Here is a 21,900-nt window from a genome sequence, read left to right as displayed (position 1 = left end):
ATATGAAATAAAAGTTTTCATTAATAATATAATGAAAGCTTTTATTTTTTTCAGATTTTGCTATATAAAATCAAGTGGTTTATATGCTAAAGTAAAATGGAGCTTTTCAGGAAAAATGTAAAAATAACTCTATTGCTAATCCAATGGTATGCTTAATCAGGTTTGCAGCATTCTTCTTGTGTTTAATAATGAAAAAAGTGAGCTTTTCTAATTGGCAGATCGGTATAATGAGAAATAAATGTTTTTTAGAGGTAAGCAGGGATAAATGCCCAAGGGGAAAAATGATTTTGTGATGTATGAAAAAATAGAAAATGAGTTAGAGTATTATAAAAAATATGATGTTCTTACTGTAGTATGCCATAAAGCCCCTTGCTTTAGCAATGGGGATATAAGCCATGTCCATCGAATTTGCGTAAGCAATTGAAAGTGGGGCATTTTATATAATAAACAGTATTGGATTAATGAATAAATTGCTGCTATGCAGCAAAAAAGTGATTGTATATAATACACAACTTTAAAGGGGAAGATTTTCTAATGAAAATAATTGCCGGTCTTGGAAATCCGGGGCAAGAGTATAGCAAGACAAAACACAATGTAGGTTTTATGTTTATTGATGCATTAGCGGAAAAACTTACAGTTGGCAGCTGGCAGGAAAAATTTAATGCTGCTGTTTCGCAGACCGTTATTGGTACAGATAAGGTATTATTATTAAAACCACTTACATTTATGAATCTTAGTGGCAATGCAGTGGCACCAGCAATGCATTGGTATAAATTAAAACCAAGTGATGTTATAGTTGTACACGATGACATGGATTTACCGCCTGGCATGATAAGAATACGTACAAAAGGCAATTCTGGCGGACATAATGGAATAAAGTCAATAATATCATCTATAGGCAGCAATGAATTTATCCATGTACGCATAGGTATAGGGCATCCCTTACCCAATTGGCGAGTAAATGACCATGTTTTATCACGGTTTTCGCCAGAAGATCAAAAATCAGTGCAGGAAGCAATACAAAAGCTGATACCGGCTGTAGAATGCATAATTAATGAATCTGCAGATAAGGCTATGAATAAATATAATCCACGTCGGGTTAAAAAGTAACTGTATAAATAATAGATAATTTTGTAATTTGGTCCTTGAAAATACTTATTGTTTTATGTAAAGCAGATATGAAACCAGCATAGTACACATTAGATAATGGGAGAGTTTAAATGGATACTGTAAAAATTACAGCTTTATATGCTGATGAAAATGGAGGGATTTTTGATGCTCCAGGAGTAGCAGCTATGGGTAGAAGTGGTAAAGAAAATATAGTCTTAAAAAAAAGGGATTTAATATTACTGCCTGATGATGCTGTTTTTATGTATTTACCGGGAAGGATGACTTTGGGACAAAGAAACGGCGAAATAATACCAATATCGGGACAGGCTGTAGCAGCAGTATTGCCAAAAGAATATATCAGGGGTTATTTGCCGTCTTTTTATAAAGAAGAAACAGCAGTTCAATTGCCTTCATATGCATATACTGCTGTAGGCCTATATAAGGAACAAATATATGCAGCTGCATTGTATACGGATGAAAAGAAGAAAACGGTCAGAAATAGTTATGATATAGAAGCATTAAATGTTTCCGTAAAAAAGGTAAAAAATGCTTTACCTGATAATAGGCTTGTTTGCTGGTTGGCGGATTGTGCATTGAAACAGCAAGAGCAGGCAACAGATTTGTTTTATCATCGCAAAGTAGTAACGATACCAATGTCAGATGCTTATAATAATACAGCTTGTCTTGGCTGTGATTTGATATCGGAGGAAATTCAAAAGCCTTTAAATTTTATTCCTACAACTGAGGAAATAACGCAAATAGGGATATATTATTTTGAACATGTCAAAGATGGAATATTGAATTTTGGCTGCGGGGGAAATACTGATCCGGCCCTTATGGCTGAAAAATTAGCAGCAGCAATAGGCAAGATTAGGGAGAAAACTGCTGGACATATAAATATAAGGACCAATGCGGGGTGTACGACAGGAATTGCTAAATTGGCTGATGCAGGATTGGATAGTATGACGGTAGATATAATAAGTGCTGTACCGGAAAATTATCAAACATATTTTAACTGTAATTATGAACTGGCTGATGTAGTGAAGTCGCTTATTTATGCTAGAGAAAAGGGTGTGGTTATTACTCTTAATATGTTATATTTTCCAGGATTCAATGATAATAAAAGTGAAGCGTTGAACTGGCGAAAATTTTTGCGTAAAATACCAGTGGATAGGATCTGTATATGTGATTTGAACATAGACCCTGACCTTTTTACTAGAGTAATGCCCATGCTGGACAGGGCTTTAGGTACTAAAATGTTTTTTGGCGGGCTTAAGGGAGAATTTTCTGCAATAAGAATTCCCCAATTATTTCGATATAAGAATAACTGATATTTTGTGTAAAAGTTTTTCTGAGTATTCTGATGTTCGTTTAGTTAAGATAATGACAGGTTATATCTTTTCTAGAAAATATATGATAAAATGATAACAGTTTTATTATATATTTAGTTTATTCAAGAAATCATTAAAATTGCCATAGGGAAGCTCCCTGCTGGCTGAATATTATTTATATTGTCAGGATCTTGATTTTATAGGAGAATTATAGTAAGTAAGCAGATTTATATTTTAATCTGTTTATTCCAGGGACGGTTTTTATGAATGAAAGAAAAAAATACTATAGTCTGGGGATTGATGAAACGTGGGGAGTACCTATGTATATTCTCAGGAATGGTAAAAAGGGAGAAATAATTGAAGTGAATGAGCATGATTGGAGTACCTTTAAGCAAAAACTTAATAGGAAGACTGGTATAGACCTTGACTTATATAAAGAAGCACAAATGAAAAGGCGTATAAATAATCTTGTTATGCGCAAGGGATATAAAAGTTTTACAGAGTATTTAGATTTTGTGGCAAAAGATAAAGATGAATTTGCGTCATTCATAGAATATTTAACAATTAATGTATCAGAATTTTTTCGTACACCGGAAAAATTTTCTGAACTGGAAACAGTAATAATTCCAGAGCTGTTACAAAGAAGCCCTCGGCTGAACATATGGAGTGCTGGATGTTCAATAGGAGCTGAACCGTATTCTATTGCCATGATATTGGATGAGAAAACACCAGGAGTTAAGCACCGCATACTGGCATCAGATCTTGATGTTGATATTTTGAATAAAGCAAAAACGGGTATTTATTCGGATAATGAGCTTAAAGCAATTTCTTTAGGACGTAAACAAAAATATTTTACTAAAACAGCAGATGGTAAGTTTGCTGTTAGCCCGACGATAAAAAGCAAAATAGAGTTTCGCCGGCACAATCTGTTAAAAGATTCTTTTGAGAATAATTTTGATCTTATTTTATGCAGAAATGTAGTGATTTATTTTACTGAGGAAGCAAAGGATAAACTTTACAAGGAATTTTTTAAAGCATTAAAGCCTGGAGGAATTTTATTTGTAGGAGGAACAGAAGCTGTTCTGAACTATCGTGATATGGGATATGAAAATCACCGCCCATTTTTTTATAGAAGACCATTGAAATAATTTGCCCAGGATATTAAATAGTAGTTAGTAGAGTATATTAGTCGAGTTTTTGTACATATATACTGAAGAGGTTGTCGCAGAAAAACATTTTCATTCATAAATATGCAATATATCATCATTACCTTTGTTTGTATTTAGAGGAATAATACCTTACGGTGATGGTAGTCTGCATCATTATGAGAGTTAATGTTTATCGTGCGGTAGCCTTTTGTTTTTATATAAGGAGGATTTTATAATGAAATTTGTTCACTTAGGTGATTTACATATAGGTAAAAGGGTTAATGGTTTTTCAATGCTGGAAGACCAAAAATATGTACTGGAGCAAATTCTAAAATTTTTGGAAAATAATAAACAAGATGCTGTTTTTATTGCTGGAGATATATATGATACACAGCTCCCTTCAATAGAAGCTGTACGGTTGTTCGACAAATTTTTGACGAAGTTGTCAAATCTGGGAACAAATATATTTATTATTAGTGGGAATCATGATTCAGCAGATAGACTGGCATTTGCAGCCGACCTGTTAAGCCAGAGCAGAGTGTATATTTCACCGGTATTTAATGGCAATATAACCGCTACAAAGATGAAAGATGCATATGGATATATAAATATATATATGCTCCCCTTTATAAAACCTATTCACGTAAAAAAGATATGGCCGGAAGAAGATATACAAACATATGATGATGCAGTAAAAACTGTAATCTCTAAGATGTCAATTAATCCTGATGAACGCAATGTTATAATAGCACATCAATTTGTCACTGGGGCGAAGACCAGCGATTCTGAAGAGATAAGTGTAGGAGGAATCGACAATGTATCAGCAGAAAATTTTCTGTCATTTGATTATGCAGCATTAGGGCATATTCATCGTTCGCAGTCTATAGGCAGAAAAACTATAAGATATGCAGGGGCTCCGTTAAAATATTCTTTCTCTGAATATAATAATGATAAAGTAATTACATGCGTTGAAATAAAAGCGAAAGGAACAGCTATTAATATCAGTCAGAAAAAATTGCACCCATTGCGTGACATGAGAAAACTACGCGGACAATATATGGATTTAACATTAAAATCTAATTATGAAGGAACAAGGGTTGATGATTATTTAGCGATAACATTGACTGATGAGAATGAGATTCCTGATGTTATAGGAAAACTAAGAACAATATATCCTAATATTATGAAAATAGATTATGACAATACAAGAACGCGAACAGCTAATATGGTTGATATAGATTATAAGACATTGCAAAAGAGCCCCATAGATATGTTGAATGATTTCTATTTATTACAGAATAATAGATCTTTCAGTCAGCAGCAGTATGATTTTGTAGAAAGTATAATTGAGGAAATTTGGGAGGAAGAATGATATGCGGCCTTTAAATCTTATATTATCAGCTTTTGGACCCTATGCGGGAGAAGTAAAAATAGATTTTTCTCAGCTGGGTAGAAAAGGACTATATCTTATAAGTGGTGATACAGGAGCAGGAAAGACAACTATATTTGATGCGCTTATATATGCTTTATATGGAGAAGCTAGTGGAACAGTGCGTGAAACAAACATGTTTCGCAGTAAATATGCTGATAAAAATACGGCTACATTTGTTGAATTATATTTTTCTTATAATAATTGTGAGTATAAAATACATCGAAGTCCGGAATATGAACGGCCGTCAAAGCGTGGTGATAAAACAGTTCAGGCTAAACCGAAGGCATATATTGAGCTGCCGGATGCTCCTCCTATAACAGGTGTAAAGGAAGTTACGCAGTTTGTGGAAAATTTAATGGGATTAGATCGTGTTCAGTTTACCCAGATTGCAATGATTGCACAGGGAGAATTTTTACGTTTGTTATTATCTTCAACAAGGGAACGTAGTGAAATTTTTCGTAAAATATTCAATACACAGCGTTATCAGCAGCTGCAGGAAAAAATAAAAAAGGCCGCTGATGAAACTGCAAAAAAACTTGAGTATATAGATATGGAAATAATACATAATAAAAAAAATATCCAGCTTGATACAGAAAAATTGCCGGATATTCCTGTAGTAAATGAATTTATTGATTTTATAAAAAAGTATATTGAAACTGATGAAAATAAGGAAAAAGCCTTGCAGCTTAAACTTCAGGATAACGAGAAAAAAGCGGCATTTAATAATGTGCAGCTGGGACATGCGGATTATTTGGAAAAAACACGTAAAGCAGCATTTTTATGCAGGGAAAATATAAAAAATACGGCTGGGTTATTAGGAAAAACCGAAGGAAATTATAAATATGCTAAGTCATGTTATGATAATGAATACATACCAGTGGTGGAGATGGTAAGTAAAATAAAAGATAAAATGGATTCTTATGATGAATTGGAAAAGCTTTTAACTTTAGTAAAGCAGCAGGAAATAGAATTACAACAGCTTGATAATAAGAGAAGTTTCATAGAGGAAAAACAGGAAACTTTAAAATTAGAAATAACTGCTAGTAAAGAAAAACAACATTTATTAAAAGATATTTTATTGGAAAAAGAGCAATGTGTACAAAAAATAGCTGAAATATCGAAGCAGGATAAGGAATTAAAAGATCTGTTAGCTGATATGGAAAAATATAATAAAATGCTGTGTAAGTATAAAAAAGCACAAAGTGAATATAAAAAGCAGCAGGCGGAACAAGAAATATTGCATAAAAAGTGTGATAAAATGGAAAAGGCATATCTTGATGAACAGGCTGGGATATTGGCTTTATCACTTGAAGATGGACAGCCATGTCCCGTTTGCGGGTCATCAAATCATCCTTTTCCAGCGGACTTACTAAAAGAAGCACCAACCAAAGAGGCTGTAGAAGCAATAAAAAAAATAAGGGAGAAGCTTGATACTGTAGTGACACGGCTGAGCATGGAAGCAGGAACATTAAAAGGTACATTTACGGCATTGGAAAATGATGTTAAGAAAAAAGCATCGCAATTATTATCATGTACTGATAAAGATAAAATCAGAAAAGGAATAAGTAAGCGGGAAAATGATCTGCAAAAAAAGACAATAGATTTGAAAAAGAAGTTATTAGATGTTAAAAAATCTGTTTCTGTAAAAGAAGAACTGGATAAAAATATTCCTTTATGGGAAAAACAATATGAAACAGAAAATATGGAAATGAAAAATTTAGAACAGATAATGGCAGTAGCAACAGAAACTATTAAAAATAATACCAGCAAAAGAACTGAGCTAACAGAAAAATTGACATTTAAAGACAGGAAAACAGCGGTTAGTGTATTGAAGGAAAAAGAAACATATATAATGCTGTTGGAGAAAAATCTGGAAACAAATAAAGCGGCATATGAGAAGCAAAAGAGTTTTATTGATAGTGAAAAAGCTAAGTTGACAGCATTAGAAAAGCAGATGAAAGACAATAATCCGGTTAATATAGCAGAATTGCGCAAACTGCAGCAGGATTTATTGCATGAAGGGGATAAGTTAACCAGAGAAAGACAAAAAATAAACATACGTATTGCTGGTAATAAAAAAGCATTGTTTAATATTATAGAAAAGCAGACTGACTATGAAAAACTTGCTCGGAAATTATCATGGCAGAAAGAATTATCTCAGACGGTTAATGGCATGCAGACAGGAAAAGATAAAGTAACATTGGAAACTTATGTACAGATGCAGTATTTTGACAAGATAATAGCAAGGGCAAACAGCAGGTTTATGGTAATGAGTGCAGGCCAGTACGAATTGAAAAGACGGTTGGCTGCACAAAATATGCGTAGCCAAAGCGGATTGGAATTAAATGTCATAGATCATTATAATGGCAGTGAACGCAGTATAAAGACACTTTCTGGCGGTGAATCATTTAAGGCATCACTATCACTGGCATTAGGGTTATCCGATGAAATTCAGTCTTCTTCAGGAGGTATAAAATTGGATACGATGTTTGTCGATGAAGGCTTTGGCAGCCTGGATGAAGAATCATTGGAATATGCAGTAACTGTTTTAAATAATCTTACCTATGGAAACAAGTTAGTGGGAATTATTTCCCATGTAGAAGAATTAAAACAACGTATTGACAAACAGATAAGAGTTACCAAGACACCACATGACGGAAGTAAAGTAGAAATAATTGTTTGATATAAACAAAAAGTCCGGCATATTAATGTCAGACTTTTTTGCTGAATGAAATTATCCATATGAATTATTCATAAATTTTTAAAATTATTTTACCCTGCTGACGTGTCTTATTCATATCAATTATACGTTGATTGCGGCTGCCGCGAAATGTAAGAGTTAAATCACGCTGTGCAAGTATAAATGGACCGTCAATTAGAATATCAGTATCATATAAGAGGGCAGTTATATTTTTGTCAGGCATTGATTGTAGCTGTTCCAGTGTATAACCAGTATATGTAGTTATATTAAGAGCAGTATTTTGGTGTATTTTCCTAGCCAACAGAGCAAGGGGGGAAGGCTGCATAAAAGGCTCACCACCACTGAAAGTTACGCCTGATAGCAGAGGATTTTTTCTGATAGCGGCAAATAATATATCTGTATCTGTAATATAACCTTTTTGGGGATCGTGTGTCTGAGGATTATGACAGCCGGGACAATTATGCATGCACCCCTGAGTAAAGATCGTAAAACGATATCCTTCTCCATCAACTACTGAATCGTTAACAGTGCCAGCTATTTTAATTAAGGCCATGTTTTACCCTATCATGTTCTTCCGCGCGTTTGGCATTATTAAAACGATCAGTGGTGCCTACTAAGTAACCAGTTATACGGCGGATTCGTTCAAATTTTGCAGGGGAAAATTTATAATCAAGAGCAACGCTGCCATCAATAGTACTGGATATTTTGAGATACTGGAGTTTTTTTGGTGAAGAGTTTTCTATTTTATTTATATAACTTATGATTTCGTTTTTTGATAAGTCATTAATTCCAGTTACATTAACTTTGATACCTTTTACTAACATTTTACAAGACTCCTTTATAAATTTAATATTATATTTTATTTCGGGCAATTACCATATGGTGCATATGTTCTTCTTCACGACGACCGCATTTAGGACATATATCATTGATTATACCGGTATAACCGCAAATCGGATCACGATCTACGGGGTGGTTTACAGAGCCATAACCGATACCGCTGTCATGCATGCAGCGAATTATTGTTTCAAACGCTTTTAGATTTTTAGTGGGATCGCCATCCATTTCCACATAGCTTATGTGGCCGCCGTTGGTTAATGCATGATAAGGGGCTTCAAGCTGAATCTTTTTGTAAGCACTTATATTGTAATAAACTGGTACATGAAAAGAATTAGTATAATATTCGCGATCGGTTACACCGGGAATTTTTCCGTAGCGTTTAGCATCAATTTTTACAAAACGGCCGCTTAACCCTTCAGCAGGAGTGGCAATTAAAGAAAAATTCAAATGAGTACTAGCCGAAGCCTCATCCATGCGGTCACGCATGTGACCAATTATTTCGAGCCCCAGTTTTTGTGCTTTTTCGCTTTCACCGTGATGTTTACCAACAAGGGCTTTTAATGTTTCGGCCAGCCCAATAAAACCGATGGTAAGTGTACCGTGTTTTAATATATCACCGACTTTGTCATCAGCAGAGATTTTTTCTGAATCGAGCCAAATATGTTCACCCATTAAAAAAGGATAGTTACGGCCGCATTTTGCAGCTTGGATTTTAAATCTGTGTAACAGTTGCCGTATGACTAAATCAATCATTCCATCGAGGTCAGCATAAAATTTTTGGATGCTGCCATGTGCTTCAATACCCAGGCGGGGCAGATTTATGCTGGTAAAACTTAAATTACCACGTCCGCAGGTAACTTCATGGGCAGGATCATATACATTGCCCATAACGCGCGTACGACAGCCCATGTAAGCAACTTCTGTATTGTAATCCCCTTTTTTATAATATTGTTTATTGAAAGGAGCATCAATAAAGCTGAAATTAGGAAATAATCTTTTGGCGGAAGTTTTTATTGCCAATTGAAATAAATCATAGTTGGGGTCACCTGGATTATAGTTTATACCTTCCTTTACCTTAAAAATCTGTACAGGGAATATAGGTGTTTCATTATTGCCGAGACCAGCTTCTGTTGCCAATAAAAGATTTTTCATTGCCATACGGCCTTCTGGTGAAGTGTCGGTGCCATAGTTAACTGAGCTAAAAGGGACTTGTGCACCGGCACGTGAGTTCATAGTATTTAAGTTATGAATAAAAGCTTCCATTGCCTGGTAAGTAGCGGCATCAGTTTCCCTCAATGCTGTTTTTACAGCATAATTATGCGCCAAAGAGGCAAATTTTGAGGATATGGTCTGATAATTGTGTGCTTGTTGATGCTGGGGCAGGTAATTTACTAAGGCATGACCAAAATTATCAACGTCAGCTATGGTAATTTTCAAACAGAGTGTATTTTCGATTTCTTTTACTAACAACAGAGCATCATTGATATTCATAGCCAAGGCTATATTAAAATATTGAGCCAAAGCTTTAAAATATTGTTTGCGAAATGTTTTTCCTACACCGGGAGCCATAGAAAAGTCAAAGTTTGGCACAGCTTGACCACCATGCATTTCGTTTTGGTTTGCTTGTATAGCAATACAGGCAAGTGCTGCATAGGAACGTATATCGTTAGGTTCGCGCAGGGCACCATGTCCGGTAGAGAAACCATTGTGGAATAATTTTAGCAAATCTATCTGGCAGCAAGTTTCTGTGAGCATATAAAAATCCATGTCATGTATATGAATATCTCCGTCAACATGTGCAGCAGCAATGTCTTTGGGCAGTATGTAATTATCAATGAAATATTTTGAGCCTTCTGAACCATATTTGAGCATAGTACCCATGGCAGTATCAGCATCAATATTAGCATTTTCTCGTTTTAAATCGGCATCTTTAGCTGTTTTGAAAGTAAGTTCACTATAGATATCCATGAGATCCATAGTGGCTTCACGAATTTTTGTGTGTTCAGCGCGGTATAAAATATAAGCTTTAGCTGTACTGGCTAAATTGGCAGCAATAAGCACTCGTTCGACTGCATCTTGAATTTGCTCCACTGTAGGTAATTTAAAAGTCTGTATTTCGTTTATTACCCTTTGGGTTAATTCCTGCAGGTTATCTGGAGAAAATGTTTCATCTACAGATTCAAGATTAGCCTTTTTTATGGCAGTAGTAATTTTTTGGGCGTCGAATGCCACAATGTCACCGGTACGTTTTTTGATAGAATTGATTGCTTTTTGTATCATTTCATACTCCTGTTTGTTTAAGCTTTTATTATTTTGCAATAGGCAAATTATACTATATATGCCACATAAAGTCAATTTACACACTATATATTGTGTTGAAATAAGAAACCGGCATCCGCTGTCTGGAGCATGTTTATCGATTTTAAATTTTTTATAAGTAGAAAATATTGGAATGATAATGCCGCCAATCAACAAGATGACTGGCGGCATTATCACGAAAAAAGAAAATTTTTCTATGAATTTAATATAGCATGGTATATTTTTAATATATTTTGTCCATATGTATTTCCAGGGACAGCCCAGCGTCCATTTAGATCCTGCCATGTATCCAGCGTGTGGTGTTTATAAATAGAACGCACAAGAGAATAACGAGGATCTATTATAGGCTCTTTTGGTGGTTTATTAGACGCATAGGCCAATAAATGCTGTATATGGGCACGTACGCCCAGCAGAGACGAAGAAAAGTATGCACCTTTTACCAGTGTGTTTGTAGTTCCTAGGCCACAATAATTGTTTTGATCAGGTGTTACTGTGCCGCCATAACGGAAAAAACCTGTTTCGACTAAAGCCTGAGCAAAGGCAATATCGGGACGAACGCCTTCACGATCGCCTTCCTTGTAGTAATATGAAACAAGTTTTTGCGGGGAAACTGAAATTTCCGGATTAGGATTGATGCGCAGTAAATAACGCACACATTGTTCAGGTGTAGCAGTAGCACTGCCTAGAATAGAACTAGGTGCATTAGTTTTTGGACTGGATGAATGCTCAGTATCGTAATTTTGAATTAAATTTTTTATCTTATCAGAAAAAGAATGAGCTTGTGATTCATCAGTGATAACTTTTACTGCAATAGTATTATTGTAATGTCTAAACTGGCTGGCATTACAAACACCGGATGCACTTGATAAAAGGGAGATAAAAATTGTTAAAACTGTTGTTGAAATGAAGTTTATTTTAAACAATATAAATTTATCCTCCTATATCATAATTAATGATTCATCATAATGAACTGGATAATAAATAAAACAAGGAAAACATATAGGAGAGGATGGATTTCTCTCATTTTTCCCCGAAAAATCTTAATCAGTGGATAGAGTATCAATCCAGCACCGACACCGTTGGTTATACTATAAGATAAAGGCATCCAGAAAAGAACAAAAAAAGCTGGAAGGGATTCTTCAATATTTTTCCAGTCAATATTATTAAGACTGCCCATCATTAGGAACCCGACAACAATAAGTGCTGGTGATGTTATTGCTGGTACGGATGCTAATACCTGGGCAATAGGGGCCAGGAAAAGCATAAAGAAAAATAAAATGGCAACAACAACAGAGGTAAAGCCAGTCCGGCCTCCAGCAGCAACACCAGAGCCTGATTCTATATATGAGGAAGTAGGTGATGTACCTAATAAAGAACCAAAGGTACTAGCAACGGCATCAGCTAAAAGGGCACTTCTTACATTGGGAAAATGGCCGTTTTTCATCAAACCGGCTTGTTCTGCTATACCAATCATTGTACCAGTTGTATCGAATAGGGTTACAAGGAAGAAAGTAAATATTATAGCAAAGAGGTTAGGCGTAAATGCTCCGGAGATGTCAAGATGCATAAAAGTAGCACCAAGACCTGTAGGCAGGCTGAAAATTGAAGAGGGAAGAGTTATATATCCCATGCAGAATGAAACTATAGCAGTTATTATCATACCAAGAAAAATAGCAGCTGGAACATTATTTACCAGCAGGATAATGGTTATTATAAGACCTAAAATGGACATATAGGCAACCGGCTCAGAAAAATTCCCCAAAGTTATTATGGTTGCCGGGGAAGCAACAACCAGATGGGCATTCTGCATGCCAATAAAAGCAACAAAAAGACCAATACCACCGCTGATACCGGCTTTTAAGGAAGGAGGAATAGCCTCAATAAGGGCCTGTCGAAAACTTGTAAGTGATAGCAGTAGAAAGATAACTGAAGCTATAAATACACTCCCCAAGGCTGATTGCCAGGGAATACCCATACCAAGGACTATTACAAAAGAGAAATAGGCATTCATGCCCATGCCGGGAGCAATGGCAATGGGATAATTGGCGAAAAGTCCCATTATCAATGTTCCGATTATAGAAGCCAGAATAGTTGCGATAAATACACCATGAAAATCCATACCGGCTTTATTTAGAACACTGGGGTTTACTATGATGATATAAGACATTGTGACAAAAGTAGTAATACCAGCTATGATTTCAGTTGACATAGTAGTATTGCGTTCAGCAAATTTAAATTTGTCATTTAAAAACATTAAAAGATCAACCTCCTTAGAATAATAAAAATATAGAATATCTTCGCCATATACTTCGCCATATAATTGTACTAAAATGAAAGTAATTAAGCAAGGCAAAAAGTTGGAATATGTAATGGTGTTTTATATGAATAGTAGTAAATTAGTTATATATTAAAAAGCTTTTGAAAGTAAATAGAATTTACGGTTTTTCCTGAAATAATATTATGGTATAATTTAGGAAGAATAAATATAGGAGGTATATAAGAGAGGTGTACAGGACAACAATATTTTTTATAATAATATTCTCATTTATGGCTAGAGCCTTTGCAGCAGCAGAAACCGTTCCAACAGATATTTATGAATGGGTGCAGGCTTCGCCTAGAATAAGTTATTATTTTAACAAAAAGGAAATGAAATATGTAGTTGGTGACGATGGTATTGTTAATACAGATATTTTAGAAGTACCTGTTTTAGAACAGTACGATTGGATAGAAATACAGGATGTAATTCAAAAAAGACGATGGAACAATGAAGATGTAAGTACTTTAGGGGGGATATGGGGTGCTGAGGCAATTCTCCATATAGACACTAAAAAACGTACTGTAGCATATTTGCAGCAAAGCTATTTAGATGCAAATTGGAATTCGATATTAGATATAACGTCAAATCGTGTTGACAATATTGATAAAATGTCTGATAAAAATTTAGATAGAAATTTTTATCAGGCGATAATTGATTATGCGGAGAAAAATAAGCAAGAGTTAATAAAACGACAGCAAGGAAAAATATCTCCCGCAAATCTACAGGAAGATACTAAGGATAAATTGAAAAAAAACTTAAAAACAGAAAAGCAGAAGGTAAAAGAGATAATAAAATTATATGGAAATAAATGAAATAGGAATGCAACTTCTTCCATAATAAAAACTGTCGGACATTGTTCGACAGTTTTTATTTAAGCATATTATGCAAAAATGCTCTTGTACGATCTTCTTGTGGAGCATTAAAAAATGACTGTGGTTCACCTTGTTCAATAATATTACCGTCAGCCATGAAGATTATTTTATTGGCGACATCCTGGGCAAAACCCATTTCATGAGTAACCACGATCATGGTCATATGATCATCAGCTAATTGTTTCATAGTGTTCAGAACCCCTACAGTGAGTTCAGGGTCAAGGGCAGATGTAGGCTCGTCAAATAGCATTATATCAGGAGACATGCATAAAGCACGGGCAATAGCTACTCGCTGCTGCTGTCCACCGGATAGGCGGCTGGGATAAGCATCTTTTTTATCAAATAAACCTATTTTATGCAGCAAATCTTCTGCAATGGGAAGAATGGCTGTTTTTTTCATATTTTTTACATGCATAGGAGCTTCCAGAAGATTTTCAATTACGGTCATATGTGGGAAAAGATTAAATTGTTGAAATACCATTCCCATGCGGCTTAAGATATTCTTTTGAGTTTTCCTATCAGCATAAACTGCCCTGTTATCAATACTTTTAACAAGAAATTCATCTTCTATTTTTATTATACCATCATCAATGGTTTCCAGATTATTAAGACAGCGCAGAAGTGTTGATTTACCTGAGCCAGAAGGCCCAATAACAGCTAAAACTTCGCTTTTTTTTACAGTTATATCAATTCCTTTCAGTACAGGAATTCCATTAAAACTTTTGTGTATGTTTTTCATGCAGATGATATTGTTGCTAGTAGTTACCATTGACTATACCTCGTATTTTCCATAGTGTGTTTCAAGACGATTGAAAATGTAAGTAAGAACAAACGTCATAATGAGATAAAAAACCGCAGCAACAATAAAGGGAGTCATATCGAATTCACGTTGAACAATTGTTCTGGCTACACGCAATAAGTCATTCATAGCTAAAATATAAATTAATGAAGTATCTTTTACAAGATTGATGGTTTCATTGCTTACCGGTGGCAGGACTCGTCTTATTACCTGAGGAAGAATTATTCGGCGCATGGTTTGAGGATAACTCATGCCTAATGTTTTAGCAGCTTCGTATTGTCCACGGCTGATAGACTGGATACCTGCGCGGAATATTTCAGCAAAATAAGCGGCATAATTTAATGTGAAAGCGAGTAAAGCAGCACTTATATCGGATAATTTTATTCCGATCATGGGAAGGGCAAAATAAACAAATAATAATTGCAGCATGAGTGGTGTACCGCGCATTATCCATATATATAGTTCCATTAATAGACTTAGCGGTTTTAATTTTGAAAGTCTTGATAGTGAGACTAATAAACCAAGTGGAATAGATAATATAAAAGTAATACAAAAGATTTTTAAAGTAGTTTCGGTACCTTCCAGCATCAATATAATAGTATTTGCAATGTGCTCCATAAATTAACTCCCAGAATAAGATTTAAGATGTTATTGAGTAATAAAAGCCTGCTCATTATTCTATAACAAATATGAGAAAAATACAAAAGGAAAATAGCTGTTAGTAATGAGTTCTGGTAATAATGTATTTTAGCTCTTTAATTTGCTGATATGTAAAGCTGTAATTAATATTTTGTTCTGGTATGATGATAGTTATATTCTGGGCTTGATTGATATTATTTATCATGTCATCTGACAGCACGAATTCAAAGCGCCGGGCTGTTTCATCGTTAGGAAAAGACCTAATTTGACGTGAAAATAAGCGTACCTGTGGAAAGAATGTATATCCGTTTATGATAAATTTTAATGTGGAATTGTTGTTAAAAATACAATACCAGTTTTTATTATATGCAGTAAATGTATAATAAATAGGGGAACCATCTGTCGGGAAAAACTTTTGGGTATAAATGGTAATATCGTTGCGTCCAGGATGTATAATACTACTTATGGAATAGGCATCATGCAGTTGATCATATGCCTGAACAGATTGGGCGCTGGTCATCAAAGGATAAGCAAAGAAACAAAAAAATATGACAGATAATATGAGAATAAAATTTTTTATATTTTCTCTCTCCTTTCATAATTTCACTTTGTAATTTTTTATTGCAATAAAGTAAAACGTAAACTATAATATAATTATCGCTCGTAAAGCTTTATAAATCAAGTGTTTTTATATATTTTATATTAGGGGGAGTTTTTAGTGAAGAAATTTTTGATTATGAGCCTGTGTATTGTTTCTATGCTGTTTTTAGTAGCTGGATGTGGACAAAAACAGCAGGCTACATCATCTAGCAGTGATAAAAATAGTAAAATCGTAGTCGGTCTTGATGATAATTATCCACCGATGGGATTTAGGGATGAAAATAATAATATCGTAGGTTTTGATGTTGATTTGGCAAAAGAGGCAGCTAAACGTCTTAATCGCAAAGTAGAATTTAAACCTATTGACTGGTCCAGCAAAGAAGCGGAACTTAAAAGTGGTCGTGTTGATGTTTTATGGAATGGTCTTGATATAACAGAAAAACGCAAGGAAAATATGTTATTCAGTGATCCATATATGGATAATAAGCAGATTGTTTTTGTAAGAAAAGATTCAAAAATAAAAACGGTGGCTGATTTAAAGGGAAAAATAATAGGAACACAAAGTGGTTCTACTGGTGAAGTTAATATAAATAAGGATAAGGCACTAAAAGATTCCCTGAAAGAAGTAAAAGCTTACCCCGACTATATAGCTGCCTTTATGGATTTGGAAAATGGACGCATCGATGCGATTGTCGGCGATGAAATAACAGGCCGCTATTATATGAGTAAGCATCCTGATAAATTTGCTGCTCGTGATATTATAATTGGTAAAATGACAAGCTTTGGCATAGGTTTCGCAAAAGATAATAAGAAACTTCGCGATGAAGTGCAAAAAGTAATGAATGAAATGAAAAAAGATGGAACGATGGCCAAAATTTCTAAAAAGTGGTTTGGTAAGGATATAACAAAATAATAGGTTACTATAATAAAAATGCTGTACCAAATCTTAAAAAGATTTGGTACAGCATTTTTATTATTTTTTTTGGTTTTGTTTTTGTTTCATATAGGCAAATCCCCATTCTTTGAGTTTTTGTTTGATAAACATCATTGGATGACGGAAGAACATACCCCTTTGTGAGCTTTTCATTATTTTACGAAATTCCATTGTTTGTTTTTGACCGAAACATGGTGTTTCACATATATGACAAAGTGGCTTAGTAATACCATAAGGACAGCGTTGGATTTTGGTCATTGCTGTCATTAAAAGGGCATTACACTTAGGGCAGAGTGCCTTGCCGCTAGTATTGTGATGACTGTGGCAGTATATGCCAAAAGCCTTTCTTATTGCCTTTTTTTCTTCAGGTACAGTGTTTTTTATAGGTGCTGGCTGTTTAGTACGCTTATTAAAAAAGCGAGAAAAAATTCCCATTTTGCTTCCATCCTTATTATAAAATAAATAAATTATTGCTAACCTTATTTATTTTACGTTGTATTACTATTAAAGTCAATGGCTGTATTACCTTAACGCAGTATTGGCAAATTACAGCTGTAATTCTATTGCATTGATGGTAAGAAGGCTTTATGATAATAAATATATATTTAATAAAAGAAAGGAAAGTGTAATTATATGATAAAGCTTTCCCATATAAGAAAAGTATACGATACTCCATCTGGGCCGTTAGAAGCACTCAAGGATGTAAGTTTAACAATTGAGGATGGAGAGATTTATGGGATTATAGGACTTTCAGGGGCAGGCAAATCTACTTTGGTGCGATGTATCAATATGCTTGAAAGGCCTACATCAGGAAGTGTAGAAGTCGATGGGGAGAACTTGACTGCATTAAGTAATAAGTCACTGCGGCAGGTTCGCAAAAATATTGGAATGGTATTTCAACAGTTTAATTTATTGTCTTCGGCGACAGTTTATGATAATGTTGCATTTCCCTTAAAGTTGTCAGGGGAAAGCAGCACTGTAATACGAGAAAAAGTACAACCGTTGCTGAAATTGGTGGGCCTGGAGGAAAAGGCAGGTCAGTATCCTTTACAACTTTCAGGGGGACAGAAACAACGGGTAGGTATAGCAAGAGCTTTAGCCAGTAATCCTAAAATACTTTTATGTGATGAAGCAACATCAGCTCTTGACCCCCAGACTACACAGGCAATTTTAAATTTAATTCGTGAAATAAATAAGAAAATGAATATTACCGTGGTCATCATAACGCATGAAATGCAGGTTATAAAAGACATTTGTAGTAAAGTAGCTGTTATAGACCATGGCGTAATTGCTGAAAAAGGGACTGTTATAGAAGTATTTACCCAACCAAAGGAATCAATAACGCGGGAATTTATCAGTGTATTGCTCAGTGATGAACTTCCCAGTGCTTTTAGAAATCAGCCTGTTTCGAAAATACCAGTGGAAAACGGGTATTTACTGCTGAGACTTACATTTATTGGGGAATCAGCTGATGAACCTGTTATAATGAAGCTTATCCGGCGACACAGAGATATCGATGTTAGTATATTATTTGGTGATTTGGATCAAATACAGATGGTACCTTATGGGAGAATGATCATAGGAATTAAGGGACCAGAACAGCAAGTGACAGAGGCAAAGGACTGGCTTAAACAACAAAAATTAAAAGTAGAGGTGATTGGATATGTCAAGCGACATGATACTACTTTTAGGTAAGTCTTTATGGCAGACAATTTATATGGTATGTGTGTCTATGGCTATAGCATGTATTATAGGGATTCCCTTAGGTATATTATTAGTAACAACCGCTAAGGATCAGATATTGGAATGTAAAATAGTCAATCGTATTATTGCGGTCATAGTCAATGCTGTGCGTTCTGTACCGTTTATTATTTTAATGGTTGCTATAATTCCTTTTACGAGAATGATTGTTGGCACATCTATAGGAACGACAGCAGCAATGGTTCCCTTGACACTTGCAGCTATCCCATTTATAGGAAGACAGGTGGAAAATTCTCTAAAGGAAGTTCCTTATGGTTTAGTTGAAGCTGCATTATCACTGGGAGCGACACCGCTGCAAATAATAAGACGTGTATTATTGCCGGAAGCATTGTCTAGCATCATTTCCCAGCTTACAACAGTCGGTATTGCTTTGATTGGGGCATCTGCCATGGCTGGGACAATTGGTGGCGGTGGTATTGGTGATTTGGCAATTCGTTATGGCTATCAACGGTTTAGACCTGACATTATGATAATAACAGTAGTAATTTTGATTGTATTAGTTCAGTTGGTTCAGTTGGTGGGAAATTATGTTGCTGATAAAGTAAATAAAAAATAATGATATATTGCACATCAATACATCATAAGGTAAAATAAATATTAAAATATTTATATTGTCGGGGAGGATTTTTTAGTGAAAAAAGTATTATTGGTAATAGCAGCACTTATAGCTATGATGGCTGTTTTTGCTGGATGTGGTTCAAATAATCAACAGGCGGTAAAAAAAGATTCGTCAGGAAAAATTATTCTTAAAGTCGGAGCTACGCCGGTTCCGCACGCAGAAATCCTGGAACAGGTGAAACCAGAGCTGGCTAAGGAAGGTATTGATTTGCAAATAAAAGAATTTAATGATTATGTTCAACCTAATTTGGCACTTAATGATGGTGAACTGGATGCAAACTTTTTTCAACATCTTCCCTATCTGAAGAACTTTGATGCTGAACACAATATGCAGCTTGTAAGTGCTGGAGGTATTCACATAGAACCAATGGGGGTATATTCACATAAGATAAAGAAGATTAATGAATTGAAAGATGGAGCGGAAATTGCTATTCCCAATGATCCTACCAATGGAGGTCGTGCTTTATTGTTGTTGCAGCAGGCAGGTATAATCAAGCTAAAAGATGGTGTTGGAGTAAAAGCTACAGTGCAGGATATTACGAGTAATCCTAAACATATAAAAATTGATGAAATAGAAGCAGCACAGCTGCCACGCTCACTCGATGATGTAGATGCTGCTGTTATTAATACAAATTTTGCGGTTCAGGCAAATTTAGTACCTACTAAAGACGCGCTGGTCATCGAAGGTGCATCTTCACCATATGTAAATATAATTGCTGTAAGAAAAGGCGATGAAAATAAACCAGCAATTAAAAAATTAGTTAAGGCTTTGCAGTCAGAAAAGATAAAGAAATTTATCGAAACAAAATATAAAGGTGCAATTATCCCAGCTTTTTGATTGTTAAAATAATAATTATGGATATGATTCATATATTTTTATCCTTATAATGCTCATTATTATGCGATAAAAAAATATTATATTTGCGGCAAAAAATTATTGAATATAAGTATTGATTTCTGATAAATTTTAGCGTATATTAAAGGCAGTTTCATGAGAATAAGTACAATTGTACGTAGAGAATAAGGGGAGTGTTATGAAGAGTTTCAAATTGACAAAGGAACAAGCGGAAATGCTAGCAAGGAAATATCCTACACCGCTTGCGGTTATATCGACAGATCAAATAGAAAAAAATTATCACTTTTTACGTGATAATATGCCGCGTGTGCGCGTGTTTTATGCGATGAAAGCAAATCCTTCACCAATTATTCTTAATAAGATGTTTCAATTAGGAGCAAGTTTTGATGTTGCTTCTGACGGGGAGATAAGAACACTGCAGGAGATGGGAGTTAATGGAGATAGCATGATATATGCTAATCCCATAAAAACCATTCAGGGACTCAAGGCTGCAGCTGAAGCTAAAATTAATAAATTTACGTTTGATAATGAAAAAGAAATTTATAAAATGGCTGAATATGTTCCAGGGGCAAAGGTACTTTTAAGAGTACGCATAAAAAACGCTAAAGCACTTGTTAATTTGAATGAAAAATTTGGTGCTGAACCTGAAGATGCCGTGGCGCTGCTGAAAAAAGCACAGGATAATGGCTTAGAACCGGTAGGAATTGCTATCCATGTAGGTAGCCAGACATTATCAACGGAGCCTTACCATGAAGCTTTTGGTATTTGCCATGAAATTATAAACAGAGCAGGAGCTGCAGGTCTTCAACTAAAAGTTATTGACATTGGTGGAGGTCTGCCAGTACCAGCTCCGGATACATGTGTGAACTTGGAAAATATGGTAAATGATATCAATAGGGGTATAGAAAAATTTCCGCCTAATATTGAGATATGGGCTGAACCGGGACGCTATATCTGCGGAACAGCAATGAATGCCATTACCCGTATTATAGGAAAACAGCCGCGTAATGGGAATATATGCTATTATCTTGACGATGGGGTATATGGTATATTTTCTGGTGTGTTTTTTGATCATTGGGAATATGAAATTAATCCATTTTGTCAAGGTAAACTTTTGCCTTCTACATTTTTTGGTCCTAGTTGTGATTCACTGGATGTTATTGTCAAGAATTATTTATGCCCAGAATTAGAGATTGATGATATAATAGCTGCATATGATTGCGGAGCGTACACAATTGCTTCTTCGACAAAATTTAATGGATTTGCCAGAGCCAGGGTGTTGCATTGGGAACAAGAAAATACTGAAACATCTACTGTCGGTGTATTTACTGGGAAAAGTAAATGTGAGGCCGTTATTTAGAGAACAACGGGGTGATCATATATCAAGTTTAATAAATATATTTTTATTGGCATGTCTTTTGCTGTTTATGTATTATGATATGACCGATCAGGTTAACCCGGGGCTGAAAAATAAGTTTTTATTTATCGCTATTTTTATCTTAGCAATATTTGTTGCTGTGAAAATATTTTTGGCTAAACGTCGGAAAAAATAATTAATATGATAATTTATTAAGCCGTCTGGAATTAAATATAATTTTTAGACGGTTTTTTATTATATAAATC

Annotated in this window: 21 protein-coding genes; 12 read left to right on the top strand and 9 right to left on the bottom strand. The window is 34.9% G+C overall.

What is annotated here, in order from left to right; genetic code table 11:
• The first annotated feature begins 265 nt into the window (after positions 1–265).
• From I6760_RS03000 to I6760_RS02975, 6 genes are all read left to right on the top strand, one after another.
• The gene (locus I6760_RS03000) at positions 266–424 is read left to right on the top strand and encodes a hypothetical protein (protein WP_196593022.1); all 159 of its coding nucleotides are present in this window, start codon (positions 266–268) and stop codon (positions 422–424) included.
• Between the two features lie 110 nt (positions 425–534).
• Positions 535–1,110 carry an aminoacyl-tRNA hydrolase gene (gene pth / locus I6760_RS02995; protein ID WP_196593021.1) on the top strand — a complete coding sequence of 192 codons (576 nt, stop codon included), beginning with the start codon at positions 535–537 and terminating at the stop codon, positions 1,108–1,110.
• A gap of 110 nt (positions 1,111–1,220) precedes the next feature.
• Positions 1,221–2,441: a radical SAM protein gene (locus I6760_RS02990; RefSeq protein WP_196593020.1), complete on the top strand. Its 1,221-nt coding sequence runs from the start codon at positions 1,221–1,223 to the stop codon at positions 2,439–2,441.
• 320 nt (positions 2,442–2,761) lie between these two features.
• Positions 2,762–3,589, top strand: coding sequence for a CheR family methyltransferase (locus tag I6760_RS02985; RefSeq protein WP_196594740.1), 828 nt, complete (start codon positions 2,762–2,764; stop codon positions 3,587–3,589).
• Between the two features lie 235 nt (positions 3,590–3,824).
• Positions 3,825–4,961: an exonuclease SbcCD subunit D gene (locus tag I6760_RS02980; RefSeq protein WP_196593019.1), complete on the top strand. Its 1,137-nt coding sequence runs from the start codon at positions 3,825–3,827 to the stop codon at positions 4,959–4,961.
• A 1-nt stretch (position 4,962) separates the two neighbouring features.
• Positions 4,963–7,704: an AAA family ATPase gene (locus I6760_RS02975; protein ID WP_196593018.1), complete on the top strand. Its 2,742-nt coding sequence runs from the start codon at positions 4,963–4,965 to the stop codon at positions 7,702–7,704.
• Positions 7,705–7,768: 64 nt separating this feature from the next.
• On the opposite strand, the gene nrdG is transcribed toward I6760_RS02975, so the two are convergent.
• The 5 genes from nrdG to I6760_RS02950 all read right to left on the bottom strand — a co-directional run bounded on the left by nrdG (position 7,769) and on the right by I6760_RS02950 (position 13,135).
• Positions 7,769–8,275 carry an anaerobic ribonucleoside-triphosphate reductase activating protein gene (gene nrdG / locus I6760_RS02970; protein ID WP_196593017.1) on the bottom strand — a complete coding sequence of 169 codons (507 nt, stop codon included), beginning with the start codon at positions 8,273–8,275 and terminating at the stop codon, positions 7,769–7,771.
• A complete protein-coding gene (gene nrdD, locus I6760_RS02965) occupies positions 8,262–8,546 on the bottom strand; it encodes an anaerobic ribonucleoside-triphosphate reductase (RefSeq protein WP_196593016.1) in 285 nt (94 codons plus the stop codon). The genes nrdG and nrdD overlap by 14 nt, the downstream gene beginning before the upstream one ends.
• A gap of 28 nt (positions 8,547–8,574) precedes the next feature.
• Positions 8,575–10,842, bottom strand: coding sequence for an anaerobic ribonucleoside triphosphate reductase (locus I6760_RS02960; RefSeq protein ID WP_196593015.1), 2,268 nt, complete (start codon positions 10,840–10,842; stop codon positions 8,575–8,577).
• A 233-nt stretch (positions 10,843–11,075) separates the two neighbouring features.
• Positions 11,076–11,804, bottom strand: coding sequence for a glucosaminidase domain-containing protein (locus I6760_RS02955; protein WP_196593014.1), 729 nt, complete (start codon positions 11,802–11,804; stop codon positions 11,076–11,078).
• 26 nt (positions 11,805–11,830) lie between these two features.
• Entirely contained in the window at positions 11,831–13,135 is a 1,305-nt protein-coding gene (locus I6760_RS02950; protein WP_196593013.1) for an NCS2 family permease, read from the bottom strand.
• A gap of 293 nt (positions 13,136–13,428) precedes the next feature.
• Here I6760_RS02950 and I6760_RS02945 point away from each other — a divergent pair, with 293 nt between their 5' ends.
• Positions 13,429–14,010 carry a hypothetical protein gene (locus I6760_RS02945; RefSeq protein ID WP_196593012.1) on the top strand — a complete coding sequence of 194 codons (582 nt, stop codon included), beginning with the start codon at positions 13,429–13,431 and terminating at the stop codon, positions 14,008–14,010.
• Between the two features lie 55 nt (positions 14,011–14,065).
• Here the strand turns inward: I6760_RS02945 and I6760_RS02940 are convergent, their stop codons facing one another.
• The 3 genes from I6760_RS02940 to I6760_RS02930 form a co-directional block, all read right to left on the bottom strand.
• On the bottom strand, positions 14,066–14,839 hold the full coding sequence (locus tag I6760_RS02940) for an amino acid ABC transporter ATP-binding protein (protein ID WP_330997940.1): 774 nt from the start codon (positions 14,837–14,839) through the stop codon (positions 14,066–14,068).
• Positions 14,840–14,842: 3 nt separating this feature from the next.
• Positions 14,843–15,487 carry an amino acid ABC transporter permease gene (locus tag I6760_RS02935; protein WP_196593011.1) on the bottom strand — a complete coding sequence of 215 codons (645 nt, stop codon included), beginning with the start codon at positions 15,485–15,487 and terminating at the stop codon, positions 14,843–14,845.
• 100 nt (positions 15,488–15,587) lie between these two features.
• Positions 15,588–16,028, bottom strand: coding sequence for a hypothetical protein (locus I6760_RS02930; protein WP_196593010.1), 441 nt, complete (start codon positions 16,026–16,028; stop codon positions 15,588–15,590).
• Positions 16,029–16,244: 216 nt separating this feature from the next.
• On the opposite strand from I6760_RS02930, the gene I6760_RS02925 reads away from it, so the two are divergent.
• Complete coding sequence (locus I6760_RS02925; protein WP_196594738.1) at positions 16,245–17,021, top strand: amino acid ABC transporter substrate-binding protein; 777 nt, start codon at positions 16,245–16,247, stop codon at positions 17,019–17,021.
• Positions 17,022–17,081: 60 nt separating this feature from the next.
• Here I6760_RS02925 and I6760_RS02920 read toward each other — a convergent pair whose 3' ends face one another.
• Positions 17,082–17,477, bottom strand: coding sequence for a nitrous oxide-stimulated promoter family protein (locus I6760_RS02920; protein WP_196593009.1), 396 nt, complete (start codon positions 17,475–17,477; stop codon positions 17,082–17,084).
• Positions 17,478–17,675: 198 nt separating this feature from the next.
• Between I6760_RS02920 and I6760_RS02915 the strand changes: the two genes are divergently transcribed.
• The 4 genes from I6760_RS02915 to I6760_RS02900 all read left to right on the top strand — a co-directional run bounded on the left by I6760_RS02915 (position 17,676) and on the right by I6760_RS02900 (position 21,637).
• Positions 17,676–18,737, top strand: a complete 1,062-nt coding sequence (locus tag I6760_RS02915; RefSeq protein ID WP_196593008.1) for a methionine ABC transporter ATP-binding protein — start codon at positions 17,676–17,678, stop codon at positions 18,735–18,737.
• The gene (locus I6760_RS02910; protein ID WP_196593007.1) at positions 18,706–19,359 is read left to right on the top strand and encodes a methionine ABC transporter permease; all 654 of its coding nucleotides are present in this window, start codon (positions 18,706–18,708) and stop codon (positions 19,357–19,359) included. Before I6760_RS02915 ends, I6760_RS02910 begins: the two co-directional genes overlap by 32 nt.
• Before the next feature lie 75 nt (positions 19,360–19,434).
• On the top strand, positions 19,435–20,259 hold the full coding sequence (locus tag I6760_RS02905; protein WP_196593006.1) for a MetQ/NlpA family ABC transporter substrate-binding protein: 825 nt from the start codon (positions 19,435–19,437) through the stop codon (positions 20,257–20,259).
• 196 nt (positions 20,260–20,455) lie between these two features.
• Positions 20,456–21,637 (top strand): type III PLP-dependent enzyme, encoded by a 1,182-nt coding sequence (locus I6760_RS02900; protein ID WP_196593005.1) that lies wholly within the window; start codon positions 20,456–20,458, stop codon positions 21,635–21,637.
• Positions 21,638–21,900: the final 263 nt, after the last annotated feature.

This window comes from Pectinatus sottacetonis, from assembly GCF_015732155.1.
Lineage (GTDB): Bacteria > Bacillota > Negativicutes > Selenomonadales > Selenomonadaceae > Pectinatus > Pectinatus sottacetonis.
This window is presented reverse-complemented; position numbering and strand designations above follow the sequence as displayed.